General features: G+C 66.6%; 15 protein-coding genes and 1 tRNA gene. 5 read left to right on the top strand and 11 right to left on the bottom strand.

What is annotated here, in order from left to right:
* From rplK to RSD66_RS06555, 5 genes are all read right to left on the bottom strand, one after another.
* Positions 1 to 432, bottom strand: a complete 432-nt coding sequence (gene rplK, locus RSD66_RS06575) for a 50S ribosomal protein L11 (RefSeq protein ID WP_024355292.1) — start codon at positions 430 to 432, stop codon at positions 1 to 3.
* 441 nt (positions 433 to 873) lie between these two features.
* Entirely contained in the window at positions 874 to 1,449 is a 576-nt protein-coding gene (gene nusG / locus RSD66_RS06570; protein ID WP_003168512.1) for a transcription termination/antitermination protein NusG, read from the bottom strand.
* A gap of 13 nt (positions 1,450 to 1,462) precedes the next feature.
* On the bottom strand, positions 1,463 to 1,762 hold the full coding sequence (gene secE / locus RSD66_RS06565; protein ID WP_024355291.1) for a preprotein translocase subunit SecE: 300 nt from the start codon (positions 1,760 to 1,762) through the stop codon (positions 1,463 to 1,465).
* 70 nt (positions 1,763 to 1,832) lie between these two features.
* Positions 1,833 to 1,908, bottom strand: a tRNA-Trp gene (locus RSD66_RS06560).
* A gap of 138 nt (positions 1,909 to 2,046) precedes the next feature.
* Positions 2,047 to 2,577 (bottom strand): pyridoxamine 5'-phosphate oxidase family protein, encoded by a 531-nt coding sequence (locus RSD66_RS06555; protein WP_346525521.1) that lies wholly within the window; start codon positions 2,575 to 2,577, stop codon positions 2,047 to 2,049.
* Between the two features lie 34 nt (positions 2,578 to 2,611).
* Here RSD66_RS06555 and RSD66_RS06550 point away from each other — a divergent pair, with 34 nt between their 5' ends.
* The gene (locus RSD66_RS06550) at positions 2,612 to 3,124 is read left to right on the top strand and encodes a hypothetical protein (RefSeq protein ID WP_233552130.1); all 513 of its coding nucleotides are present in this window, start codon (positions 2,612 to 2,614) and stop codon (positions 3,122 to 3,124) included.
* Between the two features lie 59 nt (positions 3,125 to 3,183).
* Positions 3,184 to 3,924 (top strand): Crp/Fnr family transcriptional regulator, encoded by a 741-nt coding sequence (locus tag RSD66_RS06545; protein WP_415289401.1) that lies wholly within the window; start codon positions 3,184 to 3,186, stop codon positions 3,922 to 3,924.
* Between the two features lie 64 nt (positions 3,925 to 3,988).
* Here RSD66_RS06545 and RSD66_RS06540 read toward each other — a convergent pair whose 3' ends face one another.
* From RSD66_RS06540 to RSD66_RS06525, 4 genes are all read right to left on the bottom strand, one after another.
* The gene (locus RSD66_RS06540; protein WP_415289400.1) at positions 3,989 to 4,642 is read right to left on the bottom strand and encodes an OmpW/AlkL family protein; all 654 of its coding nucleotides are present in this window, start codon (positions 4,640 to 4,642) and stop codon (positions 3,989 to 3,991) included.
* A 192-nt stretch (positions 4,643 to 4,834) separates the two neighbouring features.
* Positions 4,835 to 4,954, bottom strand: a complete 120-nt coding sequence (gene cydX, locus RSD66_RS06535) for a cytochrome bd-I oxidase subunit CydX (protein ID WP_024355286.1) — start codon at positions 4,952 to 4,954, stop codon at positions 4,835 to 4,837.
* A 22-nt stretch (positions 4,955 to 4,976) separates the two neighbouring features.
* Entirely contained in the window at positions 4,977 to 6,125 is a 1,149-nt protein-coding gene (gene cydB / locus RSD66_RS06530) for a cytochrome d ubiquinol oxidase subunit II (RefSeq protein ID WP_415289399.1), read from the bottom strand.
* 26 nt (positions 6,126 to 6,151) lie between these two features.
* The gene (locus RSD66_RS06525; RefSeq protein ID WP_415289571.1) at positions 6,152 to 7,717 is read right to left on the bottom strand and encodes a cytochrome ubiquinol oxidase subunit I; all 1,566 of its coding nucleotides are present in this window, start codon (positions 7,715 to 7,717) and stop codon (positions 6,152 to 6,154) included.
* A 184-nt stretch (positions 7,718 to 7,901) separates the two neighbouring features.
* Between RSD66_RS06525 and cydD the strand changes: the two genes are divergently transcribed.
* The 3 genes from cydD (at position 7,902) to RSD66_RS06510 (ending at position 11,790) form a co-directional block, all read left to right on the top strand.
* Positions 7,902 to 9,563: a thiol reductant ABC exporter subunit CydD gene (gene cydD / locus RSD66_RS06520; RefSeq protein WP_415289398.1), complete on the top strand. Its 1,662-nt coding sequence runs from the start codon at positions 7,902 to 7,904 to the stop codon at positions 9,561 to 9,563.
* Positions 9,560 to 11,266 carry an amino acid ABC transporter ATP-binding/permease protein gene (locus RSD66_RS06515; RefSeq protein ID WP_415289397.1) on the top strand — a complete coding sequence of 569 codons (1,707 nt, stop codon included), beginning with the start codon at positions 9,560 to 9,562 and terminating at the stop codon, positions 11,264 to 11,266. Before cydD ends, RSD66_RS06515 begins: the two co-directional genes overlap by 4 nt.
* Before the next feature lie 152 nt (positions 11,267 to 11,418).
* Positions 11,419 to 11,790, top strand: a complete 372-nt coding sequence (locus RSD66_RS06510) for a hypothetical protein (protein ID WP_119413907.1) — start codon at positions 11,419 to 11,421, stop codon at positions 11,788 to 11,790.
* A 41-nt stretch (positions 11,791 to 11,831) separates the two neighbouring features.
* Here the strand turns inward: RSD66_RS06510 and RSD66_RS06505 are convergent, their stop codons facing one another.
* Positions 11,832 to 13,145, bottom strand: coding sequence for a hemolysin family protein (locus tag RSD66_RS06505; protein WP_024355280.1), 1,314 nt, complete (start codon positions 13,143 to 13,145; stop codon positions 11,832 to 11,834).
* A gap of 124 nt (positions 13,146 to 13,269) precedes the next feature.
* The gene (locus tag RSD66_RS06500) at positions 13,270 to 14,853 is read right to left on the bottom strand and encodes an ATP-binding protein (protein ID WP_415289396.1); all 1,584 of its coding nucleotides are present in this window, start codon (positions 14,851 to 14,853) and stop codon (positions 13,270 to 13,272) included.
* Between the last annotated feature and the right edge of the window lie 263 nt (positions 14,854 to 15,116).

Below are 15,116 nucleotides of genomic sequence, written 5' to 3'. Positions count from 1 at the left end.
TTAGCCCTCCACCACTTGAATGCCGATGGCGCGGGCCGAGCCCTCGATGATGCGCGACGCGGCGTCCAGGTCGTTCGCGTTCAGGTCCTTCATCTTCTTCTCGGCGATTTCGCGCAGTTGCGTCTGCGTGATCTTGCCGGCGAACTCGCGGCCGACGAGCTTGGAGCCCGACTTGATGCCAGCGGCCTGCTTCAGATACCAAGTCGCCGGCGGCGTCTTGGTGATGAAGGTGAACGACTTGTCCTGATAGACGGTGATGACGGTCGGAAGCGGGGTGCCCTTGGCTTCCTTCTCGGTCCGCGCGTTGAACTCCTTGCAGAAGCCCATGATGTTCACGCCGCGCTGACCCAGAGCCGGGCCGATCGGGGGCGAAGGCGTGGCCGAGGCGGCCGGCACTTGCAGCTTGATATAGCCGAGAATCTTCTTGGCCATTGGTCTCTCCTATGAATGACCCGATGACGATGCGTCGGGCCGGTGAGCCGTGGTCCGGCATGGCTGCCTCCCACGGATTTGCCGCCGGGCGACTCGAGGGTCGTCCAGCGAAGGCGCGCGTTTAGCAGGCGCAGGGGTGGAAAGCAAATGGAGCGCCTGAATACCCTCTCCCGATGGGAGAGGGCTTGAGCCTCCAAGAGCGCAGCGATTGGCTAAGGCGAAAGGGTGAGGGTTCACGGGTGAAGTCGGCCGAAGGCCGTGGCTGGTCGTAGGCACGACGGCTTACGCCGACTGAGGGGACTAGCCCCTCACCCTTTCGCTTGGCGGATCGCCTTCGGCTCTCCGAAGCTCAAGCCCTCTCCCGCCGGGAGAGGGACAGCAAAAACGCAAAACGGCGACCCGAAGGCCGCCGCTGCATATTCGTCGAAAACGTCAGGCCGATCAGGCGCTGACCTTCTCCACCTGATTGTATTCCAGATCGACCGGGGTCGGGCGGCCGAAAATGGAGACGGCCACGCGCAGGCGGGCGTTCTCTTCGTCGACGCTTTCGACCTGACCGTCGAAGCTGGCAAACGGACCGTCGGTGACCTTGACGTTCTCGCCGATATCGAAGCGGATGGTGGGCTTCGGACGCTCGACGCCCTCTTCCACCTGGCCGATGATGTTCTGGACTTCGCGTTCCGAGACCGGCAGCGGCTTGGTGCCGCCCGCGGCGCCCAGGAAGCCCGTGACCTTCGGCGTGTTCTTGACCAGGTGATAGGCCTCGTCGGTCATCTCCATCTTCACCAGCACATAGCCGGGGAAGAATTTGCGCTCGGCGTTGACCTTCTTGCCGCGACGGATCTCGACGACATCCTCGGTCGGGACCAGGATTTCGGAGAAGGCGTCTTCAAGGCCCTGCTGCTTGGCCTGATCGCGCAGTTGTTCCGCGACCTTCTTCTCGAAGTTGGAATAGGCGTGGACGATGTACCACTTGTGGCGGGGATTGGCCGCCGGCTTGGGCGCTGCATCGGTCATATGCGCGTCTCCTTTATTGGCCAAGGCTGAGGATGAGGCGGGACGCGAAGCCAAGGCCCGTATCCACGATCCAGAAGAAGGCTGCCGCGATCAGCACCATGATGAAGACCATCACCGAAGTGATCCAGGTCTCCTTGCGGCTGGGCCAGGTGATCTTGCGGGCCTCAGCGCGGACTTCGCTGATGAACTGGGGGATGGACGTCTTTTTCTTCGGCGCGGGCGCGTCGACGGCCACGGTCGCTGCGCCTTGCGCGGCTGCTGCGGTCTTGGTCCCCGTGGTGCGGCGGCCGCCGGGGGTCTTCGCCTTGGCCATGTGACGTCTCTTCAACCTCTGGATCCTGCTGCTCCACATGGGAAGTCCCAGGCGATAACAACAGGGGGAATGGCAGGAGTGGAGGGACTCGAACCCCCGGCCCTCGGTTTTGGAGACCGATGCTCTACCAGCTGAGCTACACTCCTAGTGTCCCGGACAAAGATCAGCGCGCCGTGGAAATCGTTCCAGCGGCGCGACCCTCGCCAGAGGGGGGCGTATGCCCGAGCCCCACGGCCATTTCAAGGGCCATCTGCGCCGCAGACGCATGAAGTCGCGGATTTTCCTCAGAACAACCGCGCCACGGCGCTCGGCTCATAGCTCAGGCCTTTGACCAGGTCGTCGGGGTCGCCGATCGAGAAGGCTTCGGCCCGGCTGCGGCCGCCGATGACCGCCACCGCCTTGATGGTTTCCGGAACCACCTTGACCACGGCCACCGCGTCACCGCCCGGCGCCCACGGACTGAAATCCGGCGAGCGGGCGATAATCAGATCATTCAACCGCTTCACCTCATCGCCGTCCGTCACCTCTTCGGCGCGACCGTCGATGGAGACGCCGACCGCCTCGCCCTCTTCGCCCACGCCGCGCACCGCCACGCCGACGCGCGGATCGGCGGTCAGGTTCTTCAGCTTCTCGCTGTCGCGGCCGGTGACGAAATACAGGTTCAGCCCGTCGTTCAGATAGCCCAGCGTCGCCGCCTGCGGGCGTCCATCCGCCCGGTTCACCGCCAGGGTCATCAGCTTCTGGCTGTCCAGCAGCTTCAGGATGGCGGCCACCGCCCCGCCGTGGATCGGGGTCGTGCGCGAGGTCGAGTTCATGGCGATTCTCCAAAAGGATGGCGACAGCAGAAGGATGACTAAAGCAGACTGGGACGACAGCTTCATCCCGGCCTTGACGCAGATCAAGGCGACTGGACGCCGCTTCGGTTCCAATCGTCCCATGACAGAGTCCCGCCTCGCGCCTGACGCGCCTCGTCTCGAGGTGTCCCCCCTCAGCAAAACCGAGGCGCCGGCCGCCTTCGCCCTGGCGCGGTTGTGGCGCCCCAGTCTGGAGCCCGCCCAGTGGGACGCCTTCCTGTCGGCCTGGCGCGCCGCGCCGGAGAGCCGCGGCATCCTCAGCGCCCGCAATCAGCGCGGCGGCGTTCTGGGCTTCGTCAGTTGGTGGCGCCAGCCTGACCTGGAGTACGGCGAGACCCTGTGGGCCGGTCCCTTCGTGGTGCGCGAGATGGGCGTGCGGCCGCTGGTGCGTCAGAGCCTGGCCGTCGAGCTGACAGCCCTCGCCGCCCAACTGGGCGCCCGGCTGCGCTATGCCGAAGAGGCCCATACGCCGGACTGCGCCGTCCAAAGGGCGGCTAGGACAGGCTGACCTATTCGAAATCGGCGACGCTTGGCCTAGACTGCCCCGTCATCCGGGAGACGACCTTCGTGAACACCGCTGCGGCCCAGACCCAAATCGAAGAGGTGCGTCTGGAGGACGTGCATCCGTGCGCCAGCTGCGGCGCCCGTCCGCTGGGCGTCTGCGCCGACCTGAAGGGTCATGAGCTCCAGAGCATGGCCTGCGCCAGCGAGACCGTCACGGCCCAGCCGGGGCAGGCCCTGTTCCATGAAGGCGATCCCAATCCCTTCATCTTCAACGTCGTGGACGGAGCGGTGAAGCTGTATCGCCTGCTGCCTGACGGGCGTCGCCAGATCACCGGCTTCCTGTTTCAGGGCGACTTTCTGGGCCTTGGCGGACGCGGGGCTTCCAGCTTCACGGCCGAGGCGCTGACGCCGCTGAACGCCTGCCGCTTCCGGCGCAGCGACTTCGATCAGCTTCTGAACGCCCTGCCGGCGCTGGAGCACCGCCTGGTGGCTCTGGCCGGGGACGAGCTGATGGCGGCTCAGGAACAGATCGTCCTGCTGGGCCGCAAGACCGCGCGCGAGAGGCTGGCCAGCTTCCTGACCCGCCTTGCTGAACGTCAGGTGCAGTTGGGCGGCCCGGAGGGTCAGGTCCACCTGCCGATGACCCGGCTGGACATCGCCGACTACCTGGGCCTGACGATCGAGACCGTCAGCCGGGTCTTCACCCAGTTCAAGACCTCGGGCTTGATCCAGCTTCTGCCGGGCAACGACGTCGCCCTGCCCGATCCGGCCGCGCTGAAGGCTCTGGGCGAAGGCGCCGCCTGATCCATTTTCGTTGAAGGGATAAGGGGGCGCGGCCTGACGTTCCGCGCCCCTCCCCGCATCGGCTCTAGAACTTGCGGCCGACGCCCACCGACACGACCCAGGGATCCAGACTGACGCTGCTCTTCAGCGCGCCGCCGTTAATCTTGGCGTCCGTGTCGAACCACACCTTCTTGGCGTCCACATTTAGCGTCCACGGGCCGGAAATGTTCCAGTCGGCTCCGGCCTGCAAGGCGACGCCAAAGCCGTTGTCGAGATCGACCTCGAAGCCGTTTTTGTCCTTGCCGCTGAAGAAGGCCATGTAGCTGACGCCCGCACCGACATAGGGGCTGATCGTCGCGTTCGGGGTCGGCCGGTATTGCAGCGTCACCACCGGCGGCAGCACCCAGGTCTCATGCACGGCCACATCCGTTCCCGCCCCCTTGGCGCGGACCTCATGCTGGGTCGCGCCCAGAATGGCCTCGACGGCCCAGTGGTCGGCGACGAAATAGGTGAAGCCCAGCGTCGGCATCCAGTCGTCGCCCACATCGACCTTCAGGCCGCTGTCGGCCCCGGCGGCGGTGACGATAGCGTCGTCGGCCTGGGGCAGGACGCCGGTCATTCGGGCGGTGACGATCAGCGAGCCCTTGCCCACCGGTTCGGGTGCGGCCGTCTGGGCGGAAGCTGCGCCCGCGACAGCCAGCAGGCTGACGGAAGCGATAAGGGCGGCGGCGGTTTTCATCGGTTCAATTCCCGACATTCGCCGGGTCGGAAGAGGGCCCGGCTTCGATGTCCCGATCACCCTGCGCCCACCCCGTCCGTCTCGCCTTGATCCATCGCAAGCAGCGGATATTTCGTCGGTTTCGTCCAAGAAAAATCCCCTCCGGCCAGCGCCGAAGGGGATGATTCAGTTCAGACCGTCAAATGACGGGGATCAGGGCTCCGAGTGTCCCTCGTCCCCTTCGTCGAAAAGCCGGAACTCGTGCCACAGGCCGTTCAGCACGCCGAAGGCCACCGCCAGGCCGAGGCCCAGGATCCAGGCGAAATACCACATGAGATGATCTCCTTTCGCGGGATCAGTAGAGGTCGGGGTTGGTCTTCAGCGCGTCCATCGTCGAGCGGCCCCACAGCACCTTATAGACCCAGGAGGTGTAGAGCAGGACGAAGGGCAGGAAGACCGCGACCACGATCAGCATGATGAACAGGGTCGTATGGCTGGACGAGGCGTTCCACACCGTCAGGCTGGACTGGGCGTCGATCGAGCTGGGCAGGATGAAGGGGAACATCGACAGGCCGACCGTCGAGATGATCCCGACCGCCGAAGCCGACGATCCGCCGAAGGCCAGCGCCGCTGACTTGCGCCACATCCCCAGCAGACCGACCGCAGCGCCCGCAAAGCCCAGAACGGGCGCGATGAGCATCCACGGATAGCGGCCGTAGTTGTCCATCCAGGCGCCCGGCGCCGCCTCCACCGCCGTGCGCAGGGGGTTGGAGGCGCCCGCCGTGTCGACCACGCCGGTGATGCGGAAGCCCATGTCGCCGAAGGCGACCATGGCTCCGCCGATGGCGAACAGCACCAGACTGGCTGCACCGGCGGCGGTGCCGATGGCGCGAGCGCGTTTCAGCACCGGACCTTCTTCGCCCTTGATCGACAGCCAGGCCGCGCCGTGCAGGACCAGCATGGACACCGACAACAGGCCGCAGATCAGGGTGAAGGGCGAGAACAGACCCAACAGGCTGCCCTCATAGAAGCTGCGCAGGTCGCTCGTCAGGCGGAAGGGCGCGCCCAGCAGGACGTTGCCGACCGCCACGCCGAACACCAGAGCCGGAACGAAGCTGCCGATGAACAGGCCCCAGTCCCACATGGAGCGCCAGCGCGCCTCGGGCCGCTTGGAGCGATACTTGAACGACACCGGCCGCAGGATCAGCGCGGCCAGCACCAGGAACATCGCCAGGTAGAAGCCCGAGAAACTGACGGCGTAGACCTGCGGCCAGGCGGCGAAGATCGCCGCTCCGCCGACGATGAACCAGACCTGGTTGCCTTCCCAGGTCGCGCCGATGGTGTTGATCACCATGCGACGCTCTTCATCCTTCTTGGCGACGAAGGGCAACAGGGCGCCGACGCCCATGTCGAACCCGTCGGTCAGGGCGAAGCCGATCAGCAGCACGCCCAGCAATCCCCACCAGATCAGGCGGAGGGTGGTGTAGTCGAGGGGGAGTTCCATCTCTCTTTTTTCCTTCAACGACCGGGTCAGGCGACCGCGGGCTCGCCTTCCGTGCGGGCGTCTTCTTCGCGGGCTTCCTGCTCGGCGAACGGCCCCTTCTTGACCGCGCGCAGGATCAGGCCGACCTCGACGACGGCGAGGGCGCCGTACAGCAGGGTGAAGCAGATGATCGTGGTCCACAGATGCGCCACCGTCAGGCTGGACGCACCCAGGAAGGTCGGCAGAACGCCTTCCACGGCCCAGGGCTGACGCCCCACTTCGGCCAGAAGCCAACCGGCCTCGATCGCGATCCACGGCAGCGGGATGGCCAGGACGGCCAGGCGCAGGAACCACTTGGTCTCATGCTTGCGCAGGGTGCACAGCACGAAGGCCGTGCCGAACAGGCCGATCATCAGGAAGCCGATGCCCGCCATGAAGCGGAACACCCAGAACATCAGCGGTACGTTCGGCACCGTCGACCAGGCGGCCAGCTTGATCTGGTCCGGCGTCGCGGCGCGCGGATCCTCGACATAACGCTTCAGCAGCAGGCCGTAGCCCAGGTCGTTGCGGACCGTCTCGAACTGGCCGCGCGCGGCCATGTCGGTCGGATCGGCCTTGACCTTCTCCAGCGCGTCATAGGCGACGACGCCGCGTTCGATGCGGTCTTCGGCGACGGCGACCAATTCCAGGATGCCCTCGACCGGCTTGTCGATGCTGCGCGTCGAGATCAGGCCCAGAACATAGGGCACCTTGACCTCGAAGTGGGTGTGACGGTCCTCAAGGTTCGGCAGGCCGAACAGGGTCAGACCGGCGGGCGCCTCTTCGGTGCGCCACATGGCTTCCAGGGCGGCCAGCTTCATCTTCTGATTGTCGGTCAGCGCATAGCCCGACTCATCGCCCAGAACGACCACCGACAGCGACGACAGCAGGCCGAAGGCCGCGGCGACGGTCATCGACCGCTTGGCGAAGCCCTTGTGCTTGCCCTTCAGCAGATAGAAGGCCGAGATGCCCAGCACGACCACGGCGGCGCAGACGTAACCGGCCGACACGGTGTGCACGAACTTGGCCTGGGCCACCGGGTTGAAGATCACCGCCATGAAGTCGGTGATTTCCATACGCATGGTGTCGGGATTAAAGGCCGCGCCGACGGGGTTCTGCATCCAGCCGTTGGCGACCAGGATCCACAGGGCCGACAGGTTGGTGCCCAGGGCGACCATGAAGGTGACGAACAGGTGGGCGTGCGGCTTCAGCTTGTCCCAGCCGAAGAACATCAGGCCGACGAAGGTCGCCTCAAGGAAGAAGGCCATCAGGCCCTCGATCGCCAGCGGCGCCCCGAAGATGTCCCCGACGTAGTGGGAATAGTAGCTCCAGTTCATGCCGAACTGGAATTCCATTGTTAGGCCGGTGGCGACGCCCAGCACGAAGTTGATGCCGAAAATCGTGCCCCAGAAACGGGTGATCGTCCGCCAGATCGGCCGGCGGGTCATCACATAGATGCTCTCCATGATGACCAGCATGAAGGAGAGGCCCAATGTGAGGGGCACAAACAGAAAGTGGTATAGCGCCGTCAGTGCGAACTGAAGGCGTGAAAGGTCTACGACCGCCAGGTCGATCATCGTTCCAGGCTCCTGACCGCCAGCCCCCATCGACCGGCGTTCTACTCTAACCTAAAGCCACGCAGTTTGGCGCGCCTTGATCCTGATCAAAGCCGACAGAGCCGACTCGGACTAGACGGCGTTTCGCCCAAGGTCCTTTCGTCCCATGGGCCTTTTGCCCAATCCCGCGTCGTCGGCGATCATGGCTGATCCGCTGATCGACCCTGGAGACAAGATGACGGCCCAGCCGATCGCCCCCAACGCCCCTGCCTTAGACGACACGCAGCCCGCCGCCTGGTTGAAGGCCGCTCTGGCGCCCTGGCGGCGGCTGATGACCCTGGGCGGCGCGCTGGTCATCGCCGACACCGTGCCTGCGGTCGGATTCGCAGCCGGTCTGGCCCTGGCGGTCGGCGCCCTGCCTCAAGGCATCGACGGCGCCCTGCCGGGCCTGGGTCTGGCGGCCGTCTCCCTGCTGGCGCGCGGCGCGCTCAGCCACACGGCGGTCAAGGTGAACACTCGCGCGGCCCGCGCCGCCAAGAACGGAATTCGCCGCTCCATCCTGACGGAGGCCCTGTCCGGCCGCCTGTCCGACGCCGCCGCCATGACCGCCGTCGTCGAAGGGGTCGAGGCGCTGGACGGCCATGTCGCGCGCTTTTCGCCCGCCCGCACGGCGGCTGCCGCCTCGCCGCTGATTCTGATCGCCGTGACCGCCGTGGTCAGCCCCTTCACCGCCGGCATACTGATCTTCACCCTCCTGCCGTTCATCATCGGCATGGCCCTGACCGGCATGGCGGCGGGCGCCGAAAGCCGTCGTCAGTTCCAGGCGCTGGAACGGCTGTCGGGCCTGTTCCTGGACCGGGTTCGCGCCCTGCCCGCCATTCTCGCCTTTCAGGCCGAGACGCAGCAGAGCCGCGTCATTGCCCGCGCCTCCGACGACCTGGCCCGCCGCACCGGCAAGGTGCTGAAGGTCGCCTTCCTGTCCTCGGCGGTGCTGGAGTTCTTCTCTGCCCTAGCCGTGGCTCTGGTCGCCGTCTATTGCGGCTTCAACCTTCTGAAGCTGCTGCCCTTTCCGGCTCCGGAACAGCTCAGCCTGACTCGCGCCTTCTTCGTTCTGGCGCTGGCGCCGGAAGTCTATCAGCCGATGCGCCGCCTCGCCGCCGCCTACCACGACCGTCAGGCCGCCGAGTCCGCCGTCCCCAGCCTGCGTCGCCTGAGCGTCGAAGCCGCGCGGAACACGCGCCCGCCCCGCCCCGGCCAGGCGCCCGCCATCGCCTTCCACGACGTCGCCATCGCCTATGACGGCGCGTCTGTGATCAAAGGCTTCACTCTGGATGTCGCCCCCGGCTCCATCGTCGCCCTGACCGGCCTCAGCGGCTCGGGCAAGAGCAGCCTGCTGCACCTCTTCCTGGGCCTGTCGCCTCTCAGCGCGGGAGAGGTCATGCTCGGCGATACGCGCCTGTCGCAGGCGGGCGACCTGACCGACTGGATCGCCTGGGCCGGGCAAGCCCCTGTCGTCATCCGCGGAACCCTGGCCGAGAACATCGCCCTGGCCCATCGCGGCGCGACGCCCGAGGCCGTGGAACAGGCGGCGCGCAAGGCGGGCCTGAACGGCGCGCTGGACCGCCCAATCGACGAACGCGGCGGCGGCCTGTCGGGCGGCGAGCGCCGCCGCCTGGGCCTGGCCCGCGCCTTCCTGAAGCCCGCGCCCCTGCTGCTTCTGGACGAACCCACCGCAAATCTGGACGCCGAGGCTGAAGCAGCCCTGCTGCCCGTCATTCGCGAGGCCGCGCGCGGCCGCACCGTCATGATCGCAACCCATTCCGACGCCGTCGCCGCCCTGGCCGACAAGGTGGTGCGCCTGTGAGCCGTTCTGATTCGCCCGGCGTCGTCCGCCTGAAGGCTCTTATCCGCGCTCAGGAGAAAGCCCAGCGCCCGCGCCTGCTGGCCGCCTCCATCACCGCCGCCCTGGTGTCCGCAGGCGCCGTGCTGCTGCTGGGCCTGTCAGGCTGGTTCATTACCGCCGCCGCCCTGGCCGGGGCCGCCGGCCCCGCCGTGGCCCACGTCTTCAACTACATGGTGCCCAGCGCCATGATCCGCTTCTTCGCCATCGTGCGCACCGCCTCGCGCTATGGCGAACGCGTCACAGGCCACGACGCGGCTTTGAAGGCGCTGGCCGCCCTGCGTCCGCAACTGTTCCTCGGCCTGGCCCGCGCGCCCACGACCAGGGCTCTTTCTCTGGCAGGCGGCGAGGCCTCCGCGCGACTGGTTCAGGACGTGGACGCGATTCAGGATCGTTTCGTGCGCCTCTCGACGCCCTGGGGCGCGGGCGCCGGTCTGGTCGCAGGCATCGGCATGGCGGCCCTGGCCGGATGGGCCCCCGCGCTCGTCGTCGCAGGCGCGGCCGCTCTGGGCGTCGTCCTGGCCGTCGTGATCGGCCGCCGCTTCGCCGAACCCGCCGGTCAGCGCCTTCAGCAGGCGTCCGGCGGCCTGAAGACCGAGTTCGCCGCCCTGGCCGCCGCCGCGCCCGAGCTTCAGGCCTATGGCATGAAGGCCTGGGCCGCCGACCGTCTGGCCGAACATGGCGACGCTGTCGAAGACGCCGCCGAACGACTGGCGCGCGCTGGCGGCCTGATCATGGCCAGCCAGAGCCTCGCCATGGCCGCTGGCGTGGCGGGCGCGGTTCTGGCGGCAGGCGCAGGCGCCCCTGCCCTGACCGCCCTGTCCATGCTGGCCGCTGTCGCCACGGTCGAAAGCGCCGGAACCCTGCTGAACGCCCTGCGCCAGAACGGCGCGGTGAAGGCGGCGGTCCAACGTCTGGGCGAACTTCTGGACGAGGAGGCGCCCGCCTCGCCGGTCGCTGCTGCATCTCCGAGCCTGCGCCTGTCCGGCGCCGATCTGACGGTCGCCCCGCCGCAACGTCTGGCGATCACCGGCCCGTCCGGCTCCGGCAAGACGACCCTGATTGAACGCATGATGGGCCTGCGCCCCGCCTCCCCCGGCGAAATCCTGCACGGAGACGCCGACGCCGCCGCCCTCGGCGCCGAGGGCCTGCGCCCCCTGTTCGCCTACGCCCCACAGCAGGCCGTGCTTCTGACCGGCAGCGTGCGCGAAAACCTGCGCCTGGCCGCCCCGTCAGCGTCGGACGACGATCTGTGGGCCGCGCTGGAAGACGCCGCCCTGGCCGACCGCATCCGCGCCGCGCCCGGCGGGCTGGACGCCTCCGTAGGCGAGAACGGCGCCCGCCTGTCGGGCGGCGAGCGACGCCGTCTGGGGCTCGCCCGCGCCTATCTGCGCCCGGCGCCCTGGCTGGTGCTGGACGAACCCACCGAGGGTCTGGACGCCGCCACCGAAGCACAGGTGCTTGAACGGCTCTCCGCCCGTCTGCATCACAGCGGTCAGGGCCTGATCGTCGTCAGCCACCGCCCGGCGCCCCTGGCTCTGTGCGACGCCGCCCTGACCGTTTCGGGCATAGGCGCCGAGGCAGCATCCAGATCAGTGCAAGGCCCCGGCAAGCCGCCGCCTGACCACCATATCTTTGATCTCCATCAAGGCGACGCGGGCGATTAGCGGCTCTTCTGTCGGCAGAGGAGATCAACCATGCCCGCAGACATCATCGCCCCCGTCGTCGCCATCAGCGCCTTCTTCATGACCTTCATCGTCGGCATGGCCTACGGCTGCATCGCCAGTAGTCTGGCCAAGCCCGAAGAGGGCTGAGCCTCATGACCCTGCATCACATCCGCCTTGAGCTCGCGCGCGCGCCCGAACATCCGCACGGAGACGCGGGGGACGGCTACGACCTGGTCTTGACGCTGGACCAGAACGCCCGGCTCGACACAGCCGCCATCGCCATCGCGCCAGAAAACACCCGTGTCCGCCGCTTCAAGGGCACGCAGACGCTGGCTATCGGCCAACTGACCCGCGCAGAAGACGGCCGGTGGATTCTCGACCTTCCAGGCGAAGATGCGGACGCCGAAGGTTTCCGCCTGGAAGACGAACAGTTCGTCGTCGGTGAATACGTCTCCTTGGCCCAGCCGGGCGGGGACATGCGCGCCTATCGCGTCACCCTGGCCCAGCCGCTTCCCACGGCCTGACAACCGCTGACAACCGAAGCCGTCCGCGACGCCGCCTGATATCAGGCGGCGTCGTCTGCGTGCGTGTGGATCACCGGCCGGAACAGCAGCTTGTCGATGCGGCGGTCATCCATGTCGATGACCTCGACCTCGAAACGGCCCAGTTGCAGGATGTCCCCCTCGTTCGGCACGCGCGACAGATGGTGCAGCACCAGGCCCGCCACAGTGTGGAAGCCTTCGTGCTCGCCGAAGTCTTCGCCCAGGATTTCACCCAGTTCGTCCAGATCAATCTGACCGTCGACCGCCCAGGTGCCGTCGTTGCGCTTTCGCACGGCGGTTTCGGTCTCGTCGTGGCTTTCGTTGAAGTCGCCGGCGATCATCTCCAGCAGGTCCGTGGCCGTGACCACGCCTTCAAAGGCGCCGTATTCGTCAACGACGAAGGCCATGTGCACCTTCGATCCCTTCAGGATCTCCAGCGCCTTCAGCACCGAGGTCGACTGCGGGATGAAGGCCGGTTCGGCCACCAGCGTCTCGACGTTGAACTCGCCATTGGTGAGCAGGCTGTCCAGCAGGTCTTTCTTGTGGACCACGCCCAGCGGATTATCGATATCGTTGTCCCGCGCCACCACGATACGCGAATAGGGGCAGGTGCGGATTTCCTCGCGCAGCGTCTCTTCGGAATCGTCCAGCGCGATCCAGTAGACCTCGTGGCGCGGCGTCATGGCCACGCGCACCGCCCGGTCGCCCAGACGCAGGATCTCTTCGATCATCTCCTGCTCTTCCGGCTCGATCAGCCCCGCAGACGTGCCCTCGGCCAGAATGCTTTCCACCTCTTCCTGGGTGACGTCCGAACCATCGCGGTCCTTGACGCCCAGCAGCTTCAGGATGCCCGAAGTCGAGGCCGTCAGCAGCAGCACGAACGGCTTCATCACCAGGGCCAGGGTCGAAATCGGACCGGCCATCTTGGAGGCGATGGTCTCAGGGAAGATCAGCGCCAGCCGCTTGGGCACCAGCTCGCCGACGATCAGCGAGACATAGGTGATCAGCACCACCACCACGGCGGTGGCGATGATCTGCGAATAAGGCGCCAGGGCGGGCAGGTTCGCCTTGAGAATCTCATCCAGCTGGCCGGCGATAGCCGCCTGACCATAGGCGCCCGCCAGAATACCGATCAGGGTGATGCCCACCTGGACGGCCGACAGGAACTGCGTCGGCTCTTCGGCCAGCTTCAACGCGGCTCGGGCGCCGCGGTCGCCTCTTTCGGCGCGGCTCTGCAGCTTGGATTTTCGGGAAGACACGACCGCAAGTTCGGTCATGGCGAAAAGGCCGTTCAGCACCACAAGCAGCAGCACGACGACGATAGCGATGGTCAACATCGAAAAGGGAGAAGCCCTGACGCGGCGCGACTAACGGCGTCCGCGCGGCCTATAGTAAAGATGAACCTCGGTCTGCGCCAGCTTTCTTGTCGGCTATGCGGCGGCCCGTCGCTGCCGCCCCGCATCAGGCCGCCGTCGGAATCTTGACTTCCGACCACGCGTCGGCTGCTGCGGCGCCCCGCTCCATCCCGTTCAACAGAATCTGCAACGTCACCGGCTTGGCTGTCAGATGGTCCGCCCCAGCCTGCATGGCCTTTACATGGTGCGCCTCGGTCGTGTTGGCGGTCAGCATGACGATCGGCGTCCGGCGTCGCCCTGAGCGCGCCTCGGCCGCCCGAATCCGCCGCATGGCTTCCAGTCCGTCCATGACCGGCATCTGCATGTCCATCAGAACCATGTCGAAAGGTTCAAGCATGAAGCGCTCGACGCCCTCGGCGCCATTGTCTGCGGTGACGATCTCAAAGCCCAGCGGCTCCAGCAGACAGCGCACCACCATCTGATTGGCCGGATTGTCCTCCACCGCCAGCACGCGCAGGCGTCCCGCCGGTTCCGGCTGTTCCGCCGTCTCCGCCGAAGCCTCGTCGCTATTAGGCGCCTGCCGCTCGATGGGTATGGCCACGCGGAATACACTGCCGCGTCCCAAGGCCGATTCCGCCGAAATCGTTCCGCCCATCAACTCCGCCAACAGGCGACAGATCGACAGCCCCAGTCCGGTCCCGCCGAATTGGCGCGAGATGGCGTCGTCGGCCTGAACGAAAGGCTGGAACAGGCGCTGCGCCGCCTGTTCGTCGAAACCGATCCCCTCATCCTCCACCTCGATCAGCAGGCGTTCAGCCTGCGTATCGCCGGCCACATCGACGCGAACCGCCACATGGCCCTGAGCCGTGAACTTCACCGCATTGGAGACCAGATTGGAGACGATCTGCGCGATCCTTACGCCATCGCCGACCACCATGCCGTTCGCCGCATCGCTGAAGGTCGCCGCCAGCGTCAGCCCCTTGGCCTCCGCCCCCGCGCGGCGCATCTCCACGACCGCCCCGATGTCGGCTCTCAGGTCGAACGGCGCGGGCGCCAGGGTGAACTGGCCTGCCTGCATTTTCGACAGGTCCAGCATGTCATCCAGCACCCGGCGCAACGCATCCCCCGCCCCCGTGATCAGGTTCAGCATCTCGTTCTGGCGCGGAGTCAAGGTCGTGTGCGTTAGGGCCGACGCCAGCCCCAGCACGGCGTTCAACGGGGTGCGGACCTCATGGCTGATGTTCGCAAAGAAGCGATCCCGCGCCTCGGCGGCCTGGCGCGCTTCCGCCTGCGCAACCTCCAGCGCCTTCAACGCCCGCACGTGATCCGAGACCTCGAAGCGAATGGCCGTATAGGTTTCCGGCCGCCCATCAGACCCGAGATTCGGCACAATGGTGGTGTCCACCCAGTAGGGCGCGCCAGCCTTGGTGCGGTTCTCAATGGTGCCGCGCCATACCTGACCGCTCGCAATGGTGCGGTACAGATCGCGGAAATAGTCGCGCGTGTGGGCGCCGGAGTTCACTACCCTGTGCGTCTGGCCGATCAGTTCCTCGCGCGAATAGCCGCTGACCGCCTCGAACTTGTCGTTGCAATACAGGATGCGGCCGGCGCGGTCGGTGATCGCCACAATGGCGGCCTCGTCCAGTGCGGCAGAGAGCCCCGCCCGGCGGGGCCAATCGACGTCAGACATTAGCTAGGGGGTCCTTTCAGACCGCCACATGCGCCCGCCATCGCTGCCAAATGCTTAATCGTAACACCCGACCAAGGTCTAGGTTTACGCTTTGATCCAGCGCAAAGCGCCTGTCCACCATGCAAAACGGCCCCCGGATCGCTCCGGGGGCCGCTCTGTTACGCTTTACTCTTGGCCTAACGCCCTTTCGGGCTGCTTCAGGCCATTACTGCGGCCTAACGCCCTTGCGGGCTGCTTGAGGCCGGTACGCTTACGCTTACTCG

The organism is Brevundimonas sp. S1H14 (assembly GCF_047716865.1).
Classification (GTDB): Bacteria; Pseudomonadota; Alphaproteobacteria; order Caulobacterales; family Caulobacteraceae; genus Brevundimonas; species Brevundimonas naejangsanensis.
The sequence above is the reverse complement of the archived record's forward strand: the minus strand, read 5'-3'. Positions and strand labels throughout refer to the sequence as shown.

Coding starts and splice junctions, on each gene's coding strand:
- nusG (WP_003168512.1), bottom strand. CDS start 1,449: ATGACCGATGCAGCGCCCAAGCCGGCGGCCAATCCCCGCCACAAGTGG.
- RSD66_RS06505 (WP_024355280.1), bottom strand. CDS start 13,145: ATGTTGACCATCGCTATCGTCGTCGTGCTGCTGCTTGTGGTGCTGAAC.
- RSD66_RS06550 (WP_233552130.1), top strand. CDS start 2,612: ATGACTAAAGCAGACTGGGACGACAGCTTCATCCCGGCCTTGACGCAG.
- RSD66_RS06555 (WP_346525521.1), bottom strand. CDS start 2,577: ATGAACTCGACCTCGCGCACGACCCCGATCCACGGCGGGGCGGTGGCC.
- rplK (WP_024355292.1), bottom strand. CDS start 432: ATGGCCAAGAAGATTCTCGGCTATATCAAGCTGCAAGTGCCGGCCGCC.
- cydB (WP_415289399.1), bottom strand. CDS start 6,125: ATGGAACTCCCCCTCGACTACACCACCCTCCGCCTGATCTGGTGGGGA.
- RSD66_RS06510 (WP_119413907.1), top strand. CDS start 11,419: ATGACCCTGCATCACATCCGCCTTGAGCTCGCGCGCGCGCCCGAACAT.
- RSD66_RS06500 (WP_415289396.1), bottom strand. CDS start 14,853: ATGTCTGACGTCGATTGGCCCCGCCGGGCGGGGCTCTCTGCCGCACTG.
- cydX (WP_024355286.1), bottom strand. CDS start 4,954: ATGTGGTATTTCGCCTGGATCCTGGGCCTCGGCCTGGCGGTGGCCTTC.
- cydD (WP_415289398.1), top strand. CDS start 7,902: ATGGCTGATCCGCTGATCGACCCTGGAGACAAGATGACGGCCCAGCCG.
- RSD66_RS06540 (WP_415289400.1), bottom strand. CDS start 4,642: ATGAAAACCGCCGCCGCCCTTATCGCTTCCGTCAGCCTGCTGGCTGTC.
- secE (WP_024355291.1), bottom strand. CDS start 1,762: ATGGCCAAGGCGAAGACCCCCGGCGGCCGCCGCACCACGGGGACCAAG.